The 17,354-nt window shown below is 41.7% G+C and carries 17 protein-coding genes; 1 reads left to right on the top strand and 16 read right to left on the bottom strand.

Annotated features, from left to right (window positions below; genetic code table 11):
• Positions 1 to 47 precede the first annotated feature (47 nt).
• The 13 genes from xerA to H8706_RS01085 all read right to left on the bottom strand — a co-directional run bounded on the left by xerA (position 48) and on the right by H8706_RS01085 (position 11,654).
• On the bottom strand, positions 48 to 1,037 hold the full coding sequence (xerA, locus tag H8706_RS01145) for a site-specific tyrosine recombinase/integron integrase (RefSeq protein ID WP_262431161.1): 990 nt from the start codon (positions 1,035 to 1,037) through the stop codon (positions 48 to 50).
• A 107-nt stretch (positions 1,038 to 1,144) separates the two neighbouring features.
• Complete coding sequence (locus H8706_RS01140; RefSeq protein ID WP_262431160.1) at positions 1,145 to 2,011, bottom strand: CPBP family intramembrane glutamic endopeptidase; 867 nt, start codon at positions 2,009 to 2,011, stop codon at positions 1,145 to 1,147.
• A 1-nt stretch (position 2,012) separates the two neighbouring features.
• Positions 2,013 to 2,564, bottom strand: coding sequence for a 5-formyltetrahydrofolate cyclo-ligase (locus H8706_RS01135; protein ID WP_262431159.1), 552 nt, complete (start codon positions 2,562 to 2,564; stop codon positions 2,013 to 2,015).
• Complete coding sequence (locus tag H8706_RS01130; protein WP_262431158.1) at positions 2,545 to 3,090, bottom strand: DJ-1 family glyoxalase III; 546 nt, start codon at positions 3,088 to 3,090, stop codon at positions 2,545 to 2,547. The genes H8706_RS01135 and H8706_RS01130 overlap by 20 nt, the downstream gene beginning before the upstream one ends.
• A gap of 10 nt (positions 3,091 to 3,100) precedes the next feature.
• Positions 3,101 to 3,988 carry a DUF2156 domain-containing protein gene (locus H8706_RS01125; RefSeq protein ID WP_262431157.1) on the bottom strand — a complete coding sequence of 296 codons (888 nt, stop codon included), beginning with the start codon at positions 3,986 to 3,988 and terminating at the stop codon, positions 3,101 to 3,103.
• A gap of 164 nt (positions 3,989 to 4,152) precedes the next feature.
• Positions 4,153 to 4,329: a hypothetical protein gene (locus tag H8706_RS01120; RefSeq protein ID WP_178348137.1), complete on the bottom strand. Its 177-nt coding sequence runs from the start codon at positions 4,327 to 4,329 to the stop codon at positions 4,153 to 4,155.
• Positions 4,330 to 4,338: 9 nt separating this feature from the next.
• Positions 4,339 to 5,613: a methionine gamma-lyase family protein gene (locus H8706_RS01115; RefSeq protein WP_262431156.1), complete on the bottom strand. Its 1,275-nt coding sequence runs from the start codon at positions 5,611 to 5,613 to the stop codon at positions 4,339 to 4,341.
• A 14-nt stretch (positions 5,614 to 5,627) separates the two neighbouring features.
• Positions 5,628 to 6,059, bottom strand: a complete 432-nt coding sequence (locus H8706_RS01110; protein ID WP_262431155.1) for an ACT domain-containing protein — start codon at positions 6,057 to 6,059, stop codon at positions 5,628 to 5,630.
• An 18-nt stretch (positions 6,060 to 6,077) separates the two neighbouring features.
• Positions 6,078 to 7,382 (bottom strand): phenylacetate--CoA ligase family protein, encoded by a 1,305-nt coding sequence (locus H8706_RS01105; RefSeq protein ID WP_262431154.1) that lies wholly within the window; start codon positions 7,380 to 7,382, stop codon positions 6,078 to 6,080.
• A 14-nt stretch (positions 7,383 to 7,396) separates the two neighbouring features.
• Complete coding sequence (locus H8706_RS01100; RefSeq protein WP_262431153.1) at positions 7,397 to 7,963, bottom strand: indolepyruvate oxidoreductase subunit beta; 567 nt, start codon at positions 7,961 to 7,963, stop codon at positions 7,397 to 7,399.
• Entirely contained in the window at positions 7,956 to 9,701 is a 1,746-nt protein-coding gene (gene iorA / locus H8706_RS01095) for an indolepyruvate ferredoxin oxidoreductase subunit alpha (protein ID WP_262431152.1), read from the bottom strand. Before iorA ends, H8706_RS01100 begins: the two co-directional genes overlap by 8 nt.
• A 13-nt stretch (positions 9,702 to 9,714) precedes the next feature.
• Positions 9,715 to 11,013: a phenylacetate--CoA ligase family protein gene (locus H8706_RS01090; RefSeq protein ID WP_262431151.1), complete on the bottom strand. Its 1,299-nt coding sequence runs from the start codon at positions 11,011 to 11,013 to the stop codon at positions 9,715 to 9,717.
• 95 nt (positions 11,014 to 11,108) lie between these two features.
• A complete protein-coding gene (locus tag H8706_RS01085; RefSeq protein ID WP_262431150.1) occupies positions 11,109 to 11,654 on the bottom strand; it encodes a DUF5662 family protein in 546 nt (181 codons plus the stop codon).
• A gap of 270 nt (positions 11,655 to 11,924) precedes the next feature.
• Between H8706_RS01085 and H8706_RS01080 the strand changes: the two genes are divergently transcribed.
• Positions 11,925 to 14,513: an S-layer homology domain-containing protein gene (locus H8706_RS01080; protein WP_262431149.1), complete on the top strand. Its 2,589-nt coding sequence runs from the start codon at positions 11,925 to 11,927 to the stop codon at positions 14,511 to 14,513.
• A gap of 62 nt (positions 14,514 to 14,575) precedes the next feature.
• On the opposite strand, the gene H8706_RS01075 is transcribed toward H8706_RS01080, so the two are convergent.
• From H8706_RS01075 to H8706_RS01065, 3 genes are all read right to left on the bottom strand, one after another.
• A complete protein-coding gene (locus H8706_RS01075; protein ID WP_178348146.1) occupies positions 14,576 to 15,319 on the bottom strand; it encodes an amino acid ABC transporter ATP-binding protein in 744 nt (247 codons plus the stop codon).
• Positions 15,309 to 16,052 (bottom strand): amino acid ABC transporter permease, encoded by a 744-nt coding sequence (locus H8706_RS01070; RefSeq protein ID WP_262431148.1) that lies wholly within the window; start codon positions 16,050 to 16,052, stop codon positions 15,309 to 15,311. The genes H8706_RS01075 and H8706_RS01070 overlap by 11 nt, the downstream gene beginning before the upstream one ends.
• Positions 16,053 to 16,421: 369 nt before the next feature.
• Positions 16,422 to 17,213 (bottom strand): transporter substrate-binding domain-containing protein, encoded by a 792-nt coding sequence (locus H8706_RS01065; RefSeq protein ID WP_262431147.1) that lies wholly within the window; start codon positions 17,211 to 17,213, stop codon positions 16,422 to 16,424.
• Between the last annotated feature and the right edge of the window lie 141 nt (positions 17,214 to 17,354).

Below are 17,354 nucleotides of genomic sequence, written 5' to 3'. Positions count from 1 at the left end.
ACATCGTAATCTTATATAAAATCACGATGTTGCTGAAAAATTTTCTTTTAATCATCAAGTTTAACTTGCGCAAGCGGATTTTTCTTTGCCGCATTTTCCATAAACTCGTCGCTGACGTGTGTGTATATTTGAGTTGTAGAAAGGCTTTCGTGACCGAGAATTTTCTGCAAAGTGCGCACATCAACATTTCCGTCGCGGTACATTATTGTAGCTGCAGTATGGCGGAGTTTGTGCGGTGTGTAAACGTCCGAGTCAATACCCGCAAGGTCAAAATATTTTTTTGCAATGCGTTCGACACTTCGTCCTGTTATGCGCGTCGATTTACTGCTTATAAAGAGTGCCTCTCTGTCATTCCCGACAAGACCGTCGTTCGGGCGAACCTCAAGGTATTTTTTTATCGTATCAACACACAAATCGTTGATAAATACAATGCGTTCTTTGTTTCCTTTGCCTATAACTTTTAAAGTTTTCTTCTTAAAATCAACGTTTTTAATGTCAATGCTGACAAGCTCCGAAAGACGCAATCCGCAGGTTAAAAACAGCGCAAACATTGCTAAATCGCGTTGTTTGTATTCGCCGTCAATCACTTTAAGCAAATCAATACTTTGCTCCAAAGACAAATATTTAGGCAGTCGTGCTTTTAGTTTGGGTGTATCGAGATTTTGCGCGGGATTTTCCGAAATAGATTTTTCCTTTATATAAAGATAATTAAAAAACGAACGCAAACTTGCAACCTTTCGTGCGCGAAAACTGTCGTTTGATGAATGTTCGTTATTTATATATGCCATAAAGGCATACAAATCATCAAGCGTAATTTTTTTTATTTTTTCAAAATCGAAATTCAAAATATCGATATTGTTAAATTCATCTTCGTGAAGATTTTTTTCTGTCATTATAATATAGCGCAAAAAAATTCTCAAATCATAATAATACTGCGTGACTGTATTTTGAGATTTTCCTTTTATAACAGACATATATGTAAGATAGTTTTTTAAAAAAACAGGACATTTTGAATATATTTCCGTAAGTGACGGCAATTTTACCACCTCCCACGTCGTGAAATTTTAATTTCACGACGTTGCCTATATCTTTCAAAAGGTCGCTTATACTGTACTCTTTTCATTATTTAAATAAATTCCTTCCATTATGTAAGCTTAAAAAAGTAAAAAACAAACTGCAATAATATAAACAAAAGCACAATAAGGCGCATAAACTTCTTTTCACGCTTGCGTACTTTCCACGGCAGTGATTTCGGCTTGAAGTTTATGCTGTTGTTCAGCCTTAATGCAGCGACCATTGCTGCTGTAAAAATTGTTATCAATATCACAACTGTCAAAAACGGGTTTCTGAATAAGACTGTTTTGGAGCCGCTACATTTTTGCAAAACGATGTACTGCACGAAAAGTGTTGTGAAATTGTTTGCAAAATGCGCGAGCATACCGAGATACAGCGAGTCAAATTTAATTACGATAAACGACAAGAAAATCCCAATTATAAACTGTGGTATAAAAACCGAAATTGAATTGTGCATCAGCGCAAAAACAAGTCCGCAAAGAATTATTGCTTTTTTGCTTCCGTATATCTTTTCGTAGCTTGTAAGAACCGCCCCTCTGAAAAACATTTCCTCAAAAACTGCCGGCATAAGGCAGATAAAAAGCACGTCGAGAACAAATTCAAAATTTGTCTGCGGTATGCCTATATCCGACGCGTTTCCTGAATTTGGAAATATCAGTTCGCCTACAAATGTAGTTATAAAGCTCAATATCAAATTTGCACAAACTGCAAGAATTATGCACAAAATCACGTTTACCGCCGACGGACGCGTGTCACGCGCAAAACCTCTGAAACCTTCTCGGCTCATAAAACAGCAAATCATTGCAGGTATGAAAATCGGAATTATCTGTGTGAGATAAACCTGCATATAGTCGGACAGCGAGTCGCCGAAAAACGTGCCGAGCACCACGCTCAATGCAGTTTGCAGTATGAATACTATCAGTATAATTAGGTTCATTTTAAATTATCCTTTTCTCTGAAATAACGCAATTCATTTTAACGTCAAACTCTGACGCACCGATTTTGTCAACAATTTGAAAATCATAGCAAGCGCCGATTTTATAAAGTGCATTTTCCGACAAAAATCGGTCGTAATAGCCTTTACCGTGCCCTACTCTGTTTTTTGTAATATCAAATCCAATACCCGGAACGATACAGCAATCGGGAAAAATTTCGGGAATTTTCAAAATTTTCGTTTCGCGGATTTTATAACAATTCTCTGAAAATGCAAAATCTATACTGTCAATCTGTGACGGTATAATGTTAAAATTTTCAATGCATACGGGCACAGAAACGATTTTCCCATCATCAAGCAGACGCTTTATAAGAAACGTTAAGTCAACCTCGCCCATATGGCTAATATAGCACAGAATACTCTTAAAATTTACGGTTTTTTCGTAAATTTTATCGCAAATGACCGTGCTTTTTTCTTGGATTTCAGCCTGTGACATAGCTTTTCTGTGCATTTTCAAAGATTTTCTTATCTCATCTTTATTTGTAAAGCATTTCATTTTTAAGCTCCGACGCGATTTTTTCGCCTTTTATCAATTCAACAAATTTAAGCGCAAATTCGTGCGCCGTTCCGGGACCTTGTGATGTAATAACATTATCGCAAACACATACACGGGAGTTTTTATCGACATTCGCATTGCCGAGCTTATCCCAAAATGCAGGATTCGCCGTTGCGGTTTTGCCGTTTAAAATACCGAATTCGGCGAGTGCATACGGCGCGGCGCAAATCGCTCCTATAAGTTTTTTGCTGTCGCTTAATCTTATAAAAAGATTTTTAACAAATTCTGATTTTGCAAGGTTATATGTTCCCGGAAGTCCGCCGGGGAGTACCGCGCCGTTAACAACGGAAAAATCAACTTCGTTGTACGTTAAATCAGCGCAAATTCCGATTTTATGCGAACCTGTAACAGTTTTTTCACCGGTCACCGACACAGTTCTGACGTCAATCTGTGCGCGTCTTAAAATGTCAACAAATGACAGCGCCTCAATTTCTTCAAATCCGTCTGCTAAAAGAAGTAAATACATAAAAATCACCCTATTTAAAAATTATAGTATTTTTTTCAACCATATGATGAGGTTTGTACGAAAGCTTTGCTTTGCGTATGCCCTCAAGTCCCATATCTTCTTCGCGGTTGACAAACTCAACGTTTTGCCACTCGTTTTTAATATAGAAATTGTTAATTGCCGTATATGCGCCCTCAATGCTTGTATCAGCCTTTTCGATATGCACCACGCACGAATTTTTATAATATTTTTCGCCTATCGTGAATGCCGCAATTTTGCCGTTGACAAACAACGAACCGCCGATAAATCCAAGTTTTTCGTAGTTTTTAAAACATTCTTTTATGACTGTAATTTCATTTTTATAATCAGTATCGGTCGGCTGATATTTTTCCAAAAGCCATTTATTAACACTCTCAAGGCACTCGTCAAACATACTTCGTTCAAGTTTCTTGTACTCAAAATTTTCATACAGCGACAAAAATTTGTTTATGTGATTTCGTTTTGAATGAAGTTTTTTTCCGCTCAAATTTATAAGCGAGTCGGACGTATAAACATAGTCAAAAAGGCTTCTGTCGGGCAAAATTTCAACCTCATCACCGTATAAATTTTTAATTTTTTCACACGGCGCATTGGTGACGCTTTCCATAATAAGCCCCTGCCCTTTTGATGCAAAATATTCTTTTAACTTTTCTATAACGGTCTTTGTATCAAATTCGCCGAACGGATAACAAGATGCAAGCTTGCCGTTCGATTTTGTGTAAACCACACACAGAGCGCCGTCACAAAGCGCAAAACGCGTATTTGAAATGTTCCGCCATATAAAAAGATTGCCGAATACCGCTTCGCAGTTTTCATATTCATTATTGATGTACTTGTCAAACAATTCTTTATCTTCAATTTTAAGTTCATTAAATTCCATATTAAGCCTCCGCTTGTAATATTATAACAAATTTATAAAAAAAATTCAAGTACAACGGACGTTTTAAAACAAATTAGTTTACATAACTATATTACGGTAAACTAAAGTTCTTTATACACAAACAAAACTTCCCTGCGAAATGCAAAGAAGTTTTGAAAATGAGTTTATTTATCTTTATCGGTAATAATTTTATCAATCTTAATTTCTGCATAACTATCGGTAAATTCAATACATTTTCCGCAGTTATCGCATATTTTGGTACTGTCCAAATCGCATTTGTCACATTCTCCGCAATCGTCGCACAGCTTTGTTTCGTCCAAAATACAAAATCCTCTGTTCATTTTATCACCTTATTTACAGTTTATAACGTTTTCAGCCGCCGACATAATGGCAGCTTTTGCGGTTTCATATGTCAAACCGCCCTGATAAAAAGCAATATACGGCTCGCGCATCGGGCCATCCGCGGAAATTTCAATCGATGAACCTCGTGTAAACGCGCCTGCCGCCATAACAACCTGACTTTCGTAACCCGGCATATCCCAAGCCTCTGGCACAACAAAACTGTCAATCGGCGCACCTTTTTGTATTCCCTGGCAGAATTTAACCAGTTTTTCGCCGTTTCCGAGCTTAACCGCCTGAATAATGTCGGTTCGCCTGTCGGAAATTTTCGGCATAACGTCAAATCCGAGTTTATCAAACACAGCCGACACAAGCATAGCGGATTTTATGCTTTGATATACAATGTGCGGAGCAAGGAAAAGCCCCTGATACATAAACCTGTTTTCGCCGAGGCTTGCACCGCATTCTCTGCCTATTCCCGGGCACGTCATTCTGTATGAAACGAGTTCAATGCACCTTTTTGTGCCGACGATATAACCTCCGCTTCGGCAAATTCCGCCGCCGGGATTTTTTATAAGAGAGCCTGCCGCGAGGTCTGCGCCGACGTCGCATGGCTCTTTTTCTTCAACAAATTCGCCGTAGCAGTTGTCAACAAAACATACAATATCCTTGTTAACCGATTTAACCGCTGTTATCGCCTCGCCTATTTCGTCCACACTTAAAGAATTTCTCCAGGCATAGCCTTTTGAACGCTGAAAAGCGACCATTTTGCAGGTTTTGTCAATGGACTTAACCAGTGCGTCAATGTCGATTTTATCGTTTTTAAGCGCAACTTCTTTGTAATTTATACCGAAATCTTTCAGCGAACCGTTGCCGTTCTCACCGCGCAAGCCGATAACTTCCTCTAAAGTGTCGTACGGTCTGCCCGTCGCGGCAACAACCGTGTCACCAGGGCGCAGAATACCGTAAAAACAAAGTGAAATTGCCTGTGTGCCGTTGACGATATTGTGACGCACCAGTGCGTCCTCTGCGCCGAAAACATCGGCATAAACCATATCGAGGGTATCTCTGCCGTTGTCGTCGTAGCCGTAACCGGTTGTCGGATAAAAATGCGCCTCACATATTTTGTGCTTATTAAACGCGTTTAAAACTTTAACCGAGTTATATTCGCACACCTTCCGTGCGTTATCGGCGTATTTTTCGACTTCTTTCTCGGCATTTTCGGTGATTTTCAGCACCTCGTCGCTGATATTGTAAGTGTTTTTGTAAAATTTATTGATATCCAAACCAAGCACCCTAACTAAATTTTGTATACATCTTCAGCATTTAAAACGTTAACATTTGTACTGCGAAGTCTTTCGGTAGCCTCTTCCGGCTCGTTGACTTTAAGAACAACCATAGCCTTACCCGAGATATAGCCGAGATAAGCGTACATATATTCAACACTGATACCGCATTTGTCGATTGTATCGAGCGCAGACGCGAGCGAGCCTGCAACATCGTCGATAGAAATTGCCAGAACGCTTGTTGTGCGCACGATAAGTCCGGCGTCTTTAAGCGATTTAAAAGCCTTGTCGGGGTCATCAACTATAAGGCGCAAAATGCCGAAATCGGTCGTGTCGGCAATGGAAAGCGCTCTGATATTAACACCGTTTTCCGCCAGAATTTTCGTTACCTTGGCAAGTCTGCCGCCTTTATTTTCCACAAAAACCGAAATTTGCTTAACAAACATAAAAATCTCCTCCCAAAATTATATTTTTCGTTTATCTACAACCCTCACAGCTTTGCCGGCACTGCGCTCAATGCTTTTCGGCTCAACGAGCGTAATTTTAGCGGCAATTCCGAGAGTGCTTTCAACTTTCTTTTTGATTTCCGAGCTTAACGTTTCAACATATTTGATTTCGTCGCTTTCAAAGCTTTCCTCGCTCAATTCAACCTGAATTTCGAGCGTGTCGAGAGCGCCTTTTCTGTCTACAATCAAAAGATAGTGAGGCGATGTGTTACCCATTTCGAGAAGTACGCTTTCAATCTGCGACGGGAATACGTTAACACCGCGGATAATGAGCATATCGTCACTGCGTCCGCAGGGTTTGCTCATCTTAACGAGTGTACGTCCGCACGCGCATTTTTCGTGCGAAAGCGAACAAATATCGCGCGTTCTGTAACGTATAAGCGGAAGTCCTTCTTTTGTGATTGTTGTAAACACCAGTTCGCCGAGCTGACCGTCGGGCAAAACTTCGCCTGTTTCGGGGTCGATAACCTCGGGAATAAAATTATCTTCGTTGATATGCAAGCCGTCCTGTTCGGTGCACGAAAAGCTTACGCCGGGACCGACAACCTCGCTCAAACCGTAAATATCAATCGCGGTAATGCCAAGCTCGTCCTCAATTTTTCTGCGCATTTTGTCGCTCCACGGCTCTGCGCCGAATATGCCGTATTTAAGCTTTAATTCATCTTTTTTAATACCCATTTCCTTAATTGTTTCGGCAAGATAAATAACGTATGACGGCGTACACGCGATATGTGTAACGCCGAAATCAACCAGTGTGCGCACCTGACGCGCTGTGTTGCCTACACTTATCGGAACGACCGACGCGCCGATTTTTTCAGCGCCGTAATGCGCGCCCAGACCGCCGGTGAAAAGGCCGTAGCCGTATGCAATCTGGAAAATCGACTTTTTGTCCGCGCCCGCTGCCGTGAAAACACGCGCAACCATATTCGCCCACATATCAAGGTCGTTTTTTGTGTATCCCACAACAGTTTGTTTTCCGGTTGTTCCGGATGACGCGTGAATACGCACAATATCGTCCATATCAACCGCAAAAAGTCCGTACGGGTAATTGTCGCGCAAATCCTGTTTAACCGTAAACGGCAGCTTTGTCAAATCGTCAATGCTCTTTATATCCTCGGGTTTTAAACCGATTTCGTCCATTTTTTTGCGGTACGGCGCCTGATGCTCGTACACTCTTTTAACAGTTTCAACAAGTCTTTCCGACTGCAGAGCACGCATTTCTTCACGGCCCATACATTCGTGTTTTTCGTCCCAGTATTTCATCGCAATGCTCCTTTTTAATGTTGGTAACCGAGTTCAAATGCCTTAAGATTAAGCTCAGCAAATTTAGGCGGAACGGTATCTTTTATAGCTTCAAGCCAAATTTCTTTGTCAATATCAGTATTTTTAGCCATATGACCGATCAGCACAACGTTTGCAACTTTTGTGTTGCCAAGTTCGTTTGCGTATTTCATAGCGTCAATGGTAAGTACATTTTTGCATTTTTCATTTAACGTATCCATTATATTTTCGGGATATTTCGCCGCGCCGATAATAACGGGCATCGGGTCGATATTCTGCGTATTTACAATGATTTTTCCGTTGGGTTTAAGATACGAAAGCCATCTTAAAGCTTCAAGTTCTTCAAAAGCAAGAATAATATCAGCCTCGCCGATGTCGATAATGGGCGAATAAACCTTTTCGCCGAATTTTACGAAGGTTATAACACTGCCTCCGCGCTGTGACATTCCGTGAACCTCCGAAACCTTTACATCGTAGCCTCCGCTGATTGCAACCGCGCCGAGAATACGGCTTGCAAGGAGCGTTCCCTGACCGCCGACGCCTGCTATAATAATGTTACTCATTATCTTCACCGACCTTTCTTATTGCACCGAATTTGCAAACGTGCGTGCAAAGTTCACAGCCGTTGCACAGTGCGGAATTTATAACCATTTTGCCGTTTTTAACGGTAATTGCCGGACAGCCGAGTTTCATACACATCTTGCAGTTTTTGCATTTATCACTGTCAATTATGCACTCTCTGCCGTAGTTAACATTTTTAAGAAGTGCGCACGGACGCTGTGAAATAATCACCGACGGCTCGGGTGCGTTTATTTCTTCTTTTACAACTTTTTCAAAATTGTCAACGTCAAACGGGTCTGCAACAACAACTCTGTCGATTCCGACCGCGTTTGCGAGTTTTATAAGGTTAACGCTCTTTGTAGGCTCGTTTTTAATGGTAAATCCCGTCGTCGGGTTCTGCTGATGACCGGTCATACCGGTGATAGAGTTGTCGAGAATAATAACAGTTGATACGCCTTTGTTGTAAACAATATCGATAAGTCCCGTAATTCCCGAATGTATAAATGTAGAGTCACCGATTACAGCAACAGTATTTTTGGCAAATTCCTCTCCCCTTGCCTTTTGCATACCGTGCGCCATACCGACGCTCGCACCCATACAGACGCAAGCGTCAACCGCCGATAACGGTGCCATTGCACCGAGTGTATAACAGCCGATGTCACCGCTTACAGTAAGTTTTAATTTGCTTAAAACATAGAACATACCGCGGTGAGGACAGCCGGGACACATAACGGGCGGTCTTACGGGAACGTCAACGCCGCTTGAAAGAATGTTTTCGTTCTTGATGCCTAAAAGCTTTTCTTTTATCATTGACGCGGTGTATTCGCCCTGGAGTGTGAAAATTTCTTTTCCCTCCGCGTTTACGCCGTGTGCCTTGCAAAATTCCTCGATAAACGGGTCAAGTTCTTCCAAAACGACAACTCTGTCAACCTTTTTTGCAAAATCTTTAACCAAATTTTCGTTTATGGGATTAACTATACCGAGTTTTAAATAGCTTGCTTGGGGCATTGCCTCTTTTGCATACTGATATGTAATTCCGCTTGTGATTATGCCGATTTTTGTGTCGTTAATCTCAATTTTGTTAAGATCGCTCGTTTCGGCGAATTTTTTCAAATCCTCGCATCTCTGCTCAACAAAAACGTGTCTTTTTTTTGCCATTGCAGGCATCATAACGTATTTTGCAGGATTTTTAACCATATCTTTAAGCTCAACGTTTTCGCGCTCATTTACTTCAACAAGGCTCTGCGAATGTGCAACTCTCGTTGTAAGACGGACGATAACGGGTGTGTCGAATTTTTCGCTTATTTCAAAAGCTTTTTTCATAAATTCCTTACATTCCGCGCTGTCGGACGGCTCAAGCATAGGCACTTTGGACGCCTTTGCATAGTTTCTGCTGTCCTGCTCATTCTGCGAACTGTGCATACCGGGGTCGTCGGCAACAACAATTACAAAACCGCCGTTAACGCCCGTATATGAGCTTGTGAAAAGCGGATCTGCCGCAACGTTCAAGCCGACATGCTTCATACAGGTCATACTTCTTGCGCCTGCGATTGACGCGCCGATTGCAACCTCACAGGCAACCTTTTCATTGGGTGCCCATTCGGTGTAAACGTCGTTGCGCTTTGCCATAAATTCTGTAATTTCCGTGCTGGGTGTACCGGGATATGACGAAACAATCCGCACGCCCGCTTCATATGCGCCGAGGGCAATAGCCTCGTTGCCTATCATCAATCTTTTCATATGTCAAAACTCCTTATTTTCGTAAATCAATAACTCTTTTTGCTTTTCCTGCCGTACGCTCGATTGTCTGCGGTTCTACAAGTTTAATTTTAATGTCAAGACCGAGAACGGTTTTTATTTTGTGTTTAACCGTGCGCTCGAGTTTTTCAAGTTCGCTGAATTTTTCAAGTAAGCTGTCGTCGTTAAGCTCAACCAAAACCTCCATATCGTCAACAAAACCGACTTTTTTGACGATAATCTGATAGTACGGCGCAATTCCTTTGGTGCCGAGGAGCGCGCTTTCAATCTGCGACGGGAACACGTTAACGCCCTTTATTTTGAGCATATCGTCGCTTCTGCCCTGAATTTTTGCAATTCGCGGAGTTGTGCGTCCGCATTTGCACGGCGTATTGTCAAGATATGTAATATCCTTTGTTCTGTATCTTAAAAGCGGAATACCCTCTTTTTTGATGTTTGTGATAACAAGCTCGCCGACCTCACCCTCAGGCAGAACCTCGCCTGTTTCGGGGTTGATGATTTCAACTATAAACAAATCGTCCGACACGTGCATACCGCATTTTTCGGTACATTCGCCGGCAACACCGGGACCCATAATTTCGCTTAAACCGTAGTTTTCGGTTGCGGTCATTCCCCAGCGTTTTTCAATTTCCTGTCTCATTTCTTCGGTAGAGCCTTCAGAGCCGAACATACCGATTTTAAGTTTTAAATCTTTCTTTATATCAATGCCCATTTTTTCGGCAACTTCAGACATATAAAGCGCATAGGACGGCGTGCTTACCAAAAGCGTTGTGCCGAAATCTTTCATAAGCATAATCTGCTTTTCGGTGTTTCCTGTTGATGCCGGGATAATTGCAAGACCGACTTTTTCAAGTCCGTAATGCAAGCCGAAACCGCCGGTAAAAAGGCCGTAGCCGAACGAAATCTGTGCAATATCGTCCTCCGTTGCGCCTGCCGCGCACGCAAGACGTGCAATAGCCTCCGACCAAGTGTCGAGATCGTTTTTCGTATATCCCACAACCGTCGGTTTTCCCGTTGTGCCCGATGACGCGTGAATACGCACAATATCTTTCATCGGCGACGCAAAAAGCCCGAACGGATAGTTTTCGCGCAAATCGTCTTTTGTGGTGAACGGTATTCTTTTTAAATCGTCAAGCGACTTAATGCTGTCGGGGGTAACCCCTGCCTCGTCGAGCTTCTTTTTGTAATACGGTACATTGCTGTAAATCCGCTCCACCGTTTCTTTCAGTCTTTTAAGCTGCAGGTCTTTAATTTCGCCCCTGCCCTCACATTCGATTTTTGGGTTCCAAATCATTTTCCTTCCTTACTTCCTTTCTACGTTAAAAAGTTAATAACATTATAATTATATCACATAATTTTAAATTTTTAAATAGTAATTTTATATAAAATTCAATATTTTTCGCGTTTATTTTCACGTATCAGTTTTTTTGCATAAGCAAAAGTTTCTTTTTCGCCGTATTCTGCAAGCATACGAAGAAGTTTTTCTATAAGGTCACTCGTTTCGGGGTGAATTTTACGGCGCGCCTTGCCGTTTAAAAAGTATTCCAGCGGGTGTGAATTTGTGTAGTTGTCCCCCTGATAAACCTTGCTTGCGGCAACACGGTCGCAAAGCATTTCGACAACGTATTTCACCGGCATTTTAACCGCGGAGATTTCCTTTGTTTTCGGATTGTAGTCCGACCAGTATTCAAAATGGTGCCTGTTTCTGCCTTTGTGATGCATCCAGGCAAGGGAGTACCCCTTATCCGCCCTTTCCGCCTCGTTCGGACTCTTTGTTCCTTTATAATACTTTGCGCCTGCAATAAACTCTGTCGGCGAATACTTGGACATATCGTGCACTAGTCCCTGAAACAAAATTCCGCACTTTGACGCGTGCACCGCCACAAGATATTTATGATATGTTATCGTTTTAAAATGTCCCCATACACTTGACATAATAATATCCTTTCAAAAATGATTTCCTATATATTATACAACGAATTTATGTTAATTTCAATCAAAATTTTAAATTTGAAAATTGATTTTTTGCTATACCAAATACTGTTTTTATACCCACATATTGAGGGTTGATATATTTTCGCATATACGATATTATATAGCCATAGGTTGAGGCAAGACATATCTTATAAGCGGAAAGATTGAAGTTTTGGTTCAGCCAAAAAGACACACGGCGCATCTGCCGAAAATATAAGGAGGAAGTATTTAATGTTCAACTTCAAAAGACTCATCTCAACAGCCGTTGCATTTGTGATGGCAGCTTCTGTAATGAGCACCGCTTTTGCTGCAATTCCGAGTGACGTCGCAGGAACAGAATACGAGGAGGCCGCTCAGGTATTGGGAGTTTTAGACATTATGGTTGGCGATAAAGATACCGGTACATTCAGACCTGATGATACAATTATCCGTTCAGAGGGTGCAAGAGTTGCAATCTCGGCACTCGGACTTCAGGAAGTTGCGGAAGTTACAAACGGCGCAACAAAATATCCCGACGTGGTTTCAAATCACTGGGCAAACGGATATATCAACGTTGCAACCGACCAGGGTATGGTAATCGGTGACGATGTGGGAACTTTCCGTCCCGACGACACTATTTCCTACGCTGAAATGGTTACAATTATGATAAGAGCGCTCGGCTATGAAAAAATGGCAGAGTCCAAGGGGGGTTACCCCACAGGTTACCTTGTAACTGCGTCCAATATCGGTCTTACAAAGAACGTTCCGGGCAGCGGTGACGAAGGTATCACAAGAGGCAAAGTTGCAAGACTTGTATTCAACGGTCTTACAATTAAGCTTATGGAGCAGGTTGGCTACGGCAGCGACGTTAAATATGAAGTTGTAGACAAAACTCTTCTCTACAACTATCTTGACGTTGAAAAAATAACCGACCAGGTTAAAGCAGTAGGTTCGTCTGCAATAAACGGCGACAGCAATCTTAAAGATACGCAAATTCAGATCGGCGACAAAATCTATAACATTGCAAATGCCGATGTAAGAGAAATTTTAGGATTCAACGTTGACGCATACGTTGAAAAAGACGGCAAGACAAACGAGAAAAACCTTCTTGTTGCAATCCCCGTTGAGGGCAAAAACGAGTCGGTTAAAATCGACGCTGACGACATCGAAGAAATTATAAACGAAGAGTCGTCCAAAGCCGTTAGATACTGGGTAAACAAAGACACTGACAAAAATGCGAAAAAAGCTACCGTTGCATCTGACGCTAAAGTTATGTATAACGGCAAAGCAGGCACGTTTGAAGATTTCAAAAAAATCGAATCCGGCACACTCACACTTTTGGACAGTGATACAAACGGTGAATACGATATAGTTTTTATCAACGAAACGGTTAATTATGTCGTTGATGAGGCGCTCACAAGCACCCATAAAATCGTTGACAAATACGGTAAAAAAACACTTGTGCTTGATCCCGATGATACAAATATCTCTTTCACAATCGAAAAAGGCAGTGAGTTTATCGGTATAAAAGACCTCAAGGAATGGGACGTTTTAACGGTAACACAAAGTAAGGACAATTCGTTTATTCACATTGAAGTGTCGAGCGAAAAAGTTTCGGGTACAGTAACCGAAAAGGATAACGAAAAGGTTTATATCGACGGCAAGGGCTACAAGGTTGCGGCAAACTACCCCAACACAATCAGCCTTAACGACGAAGGAACTTTCTACCTCGACGTTCAGGGTAAAATCGCCGCAGTTGACGCTGACAGCAGAATAAGCTCCAACTACGCTTACCTTAACAGTATTGAAATGGCAAGCGGTATAAACAAAGTCTTGGAGCTTGAACTTTTCACAAAAGACGGCAAATCGCTCCTTTTGAAATCTGCTGCAAAAGTTAAAGTTAACAATTCGTCCAGCGTTCTTGCAAAAGACGCGCTTGCAACAATCGGCAAAAACCCCCAGCTTATCACTTACGAATTAAACTCAGACGGTGCGGTGTCTAAAATCACTACTGCTAAGGATTTAAACGGAAAAATCGACGAGGATAACTTCTCCAAGAATATGTCGCTTTCCGAAGCGGTTTACAAAAGTGCGTCCGGTAAGCTTGTAACCTCTTCTTCGAGCGTAACAGTAACCGACGATACGGTTGTATTCGATATTCCGAACGGCAAAACCGATACGGAAGATTATTCGATAAGAGATAAAAAATTCTTTATCAATGACGATAAATACGACGTTGTTGTATACGATTTGAGCGAAGATTTGAGCGCAGGCGTGCTTGTTGTAACAAGCTCTACCGGCGACGCTGATGAGTCCTCCTCTATCGCGGTTGTTGATAAAATAACAAAAACACAGAACGAAGACGGTGTTGATATTGAAAAGCTTTATGCGGTTCAGAATGGAAAAACCGTAACAGTTTCGACAAGCGAAACAGGCATTCTTGTTAAAAAATCCGGCGGTGAAACAGTAAGCCTTGCACAGGGTGATATTATCCAGTACAAGACAAACGTTAAGGGCGAAATTGAAAAGATAACGGTACTGTTTGATGTGTCAAGCAAAGCAACCGAGGCTGAAAACAAAATTTCGGACGATTTGCAGACCTACTACGGTAAAGTTACAAAGAAATTCTCGAATTCGTTCAACCTCCAGGTTAACGGCGGCGAAGTTATGAACTTTGCAATCGGCGATGCGGATATTTACTATGTAAATACCAAAACAAACAACAAAAACGTAAGTATCGGTGATTCCGGCGACATTCAGAAATATGATGAGCTTGATCCCGAGAGAGTTTTTGTAAGAGTTTACAAAGACGAAGTTAAAGAAGTCGTTGTTATAAAGTAAATTCTTAAAACAAAAAGATACGGCATTTTAATATGCCGTATCTTTTTTAATACATATAAAATCTAAAGCACTTTTTCCAAAAAGGCTTTTGTTCTTTCGTTTTTCGGATTGTCGAAAATCTCGGATGGTGTGCCCTCCTCCACTATCGCGCCGTCCGCCATAAATATCACACGTTTTCCAACCTCGCGCGCAAAACGCATTTCGTGCGTTACAACAACCATTGTCATACCGCCTTCCGCGAGCGATTTCATAACGTCCAGCACTTCTCCGACCATTTCGGGGTCGAGTGCGCTTGTAGGCTCGTCAAAAAGCATAACATCGGGGTTCATACAAAGTGCGCGCACAATGGCAACCCTCTGTTTCTGACCGCCCGAAAGCTGTGACGGATAAGCATCCGCCCTATCCTTTAAGCCTACTCTGTCCAAAAGCTCAAGCGCATTTTTCTCTGCCTCTGATTTCGATTTTTTCAAAAGTTTAATCGGGCCGAGAGTGAGATTATCCAAAACGTTCATATGCGGAAAAAGGTTAAACTGCTGAAAAACCATCCCCATTTTTCTGCGGTGAACGTTTATATCTGTTTTGGGGTCTGTAATTTCTTTTCCCTCGAAAATAACCGAGCCGGAGGTCGGCACTTCAAGAAGATTTAACGAGCGGAGAAAGGTTGATTTTCCGCTGCCCGACGGGCCTATTATAACAACAACCTCACCCGATTTTATGCCGGTCGAAACGTTATCGAGCGCAACAACGGAGCCGTCGAGATAATGCTTGCACAAGTTTTTTGTTTCAATAAGGTAATTATCGTTCACTCTTTCTCAAGCTCCTTTCGAGTATGCTCACAATCTTCGTAAAGAACATTACAAGCACAAGGTAAATAACCGCAACCGCGATAAGGGGCATAAATGCCGAATACGTCGCCGCGCGTATGATATTACCGCCCATTGTGAGGTCACGGATTGTAACATAACCTGCAACCGACGTTTCTTTCAGCAAAACGATAAATTCGTTTGCAAGTGCAGGGAGAATGTTTTTAAACGCCTGCGGAATGATGATATACCACATAGTGCGTTTGTAGTCGAAGCCGAGGCTTCTGCCTGCTTCAAGCTGTCCCTGGTCGATAGACATAATTCCCGAACGCACAATCTCCGCAACATATGCGCCCGAGTTTATGCCGAACGCTATAACCGCAACCATAAGACTGTTTCGCGAGGTTGCAAAAATTATGTAATACATAATCATAAGCTGAACGACAACAGGTGTTCCTCTTATAACTGTAAGATAAATTTTGCATATTGCATTTGCGATTTTAAGCAGAAATTCGTTCAAACCTTTGTGCATATCGGCATAGTTTTTGTCGTAGCTTGAACGTACAACCGCCACAATCATACCAAGCGCAACGCCGATTAAAACCGCCAAAAATGTGATGATAAGCGTGTTTTTAAGACCGCTTGTTATGAATTTCCATCTGTTGTCGCTGACAAAATTCAATATAAAGTCGGCTTTTAAATCGTTTAGCCAGCCTATTTTTTTAACCCAATCCATTTTTCCAAAGTCACCGCCGTAAAGTTTTATTTTTGTAAAAGCAAAAACCGGGGCAGACATTAGCCCCAACCCGATAAGGAAACATTGGTTTTGAAATCCGTATTTTAAGTTTATACTTCGTCAAAAAGACACCGTATACGTCAGTATTACGTTGTCTTTTTTTCTTGTCTAAAGATTAAACTACAATTTTCAAAACTGCTTTGCACCCTGAAAACAAAATTTTTTGATGAAGTTCAAGGCAAAAAAGCGAGTAATCCTGTCGGATTTCGAGCCTTTTTTAACGCAGAAATTCGCAAAAAAGATGTTTAACAGGGCAATGCTTTCTTACCGAGTTGGGGCTTTATCTGCCCCTATGTTTAAATTTTTTGATTATTTGTTGTTTGCTTCAACATATGCCTTTGCAGGCTCGTTGTCGATGATAACGCAGTCAACTTTGCCGGTAACAAGCGCCTGAATAGCCTCGTTGCCCGATGCATATTTCATAACTCGTTCAGCACCGAAATCATCCTCTGCATAGGTGTCGCCCGTTGTGCCTTTCTGTGTACCGATAAGATATTTTGCGCCGTCAGCCGAAAGGTCGTCAACAGAAGTGATTTTGCTGCCTTCGGGAACGATAACAGACTGAATACCGGTTGCATACGATTTCGAGAAGTTGATGTTTTTAAGTCTGTCCTCCGTAACTGTCATACCTGCCATACCCATATCGGATTTACCCTGCTGAACAGAAGTGATGATTGCGTCAAAGTCCATATCGTCGATAACGAGTTTCATATCAAGCTTGTCCGCGATTGCGGCAGCCATTTCAGCGTCGATACCGACAATTTTTTCACCTTCGTAGTATTCATACGGAGGGAACTGCGCGTTTGTAGCCATATGTAATTCATCCTTGCCGTCTGCATTTGCCTGGAAAACAAGGTCGTTTGTAGTGCCCGAGATGTATTTGTCAACAATTTTTTTAGCAGTGCCGTCAGCTGTCAATTCGTCGAGAGCGGCATTGACTTTATCCAAAAGCTCAGTGTTTTCCTTCGCAATGCAGATAGCGTAATCTTCCGACGCATATTCCGTGTCAAGAATTTTAAGCGTTACCTTTTTGTTTCCGCAAGCGGTAAACATTGCGGCGCAAAGACAAAGCGCCATAACCGTGCTTAGAATTTTCTTCATAAAAAATTACCTCTTTTCAAGTTTTCCTTGTTCTTTTTAACAGTAAAGATTATAATACTTTATGCAGTGCTTGTCAAGCTTTTTTGAATAAAAAGTGTAAAAAAGTCTATTTTATGCAAAATATATTGTATATATGCAGAT

The organism is Qingrenia yutianensis (assembly GCF_014385105.1).
Classification (GTDB): domain Bacteria; phylum Bacillota; class Clostridia; order UMGS1810; family UMGS1810; genus Qingrenia; species Qingrenia yutianensis.
This window is presented reverse-complemented; position numbering and strand designations above follow the sequence as displayed.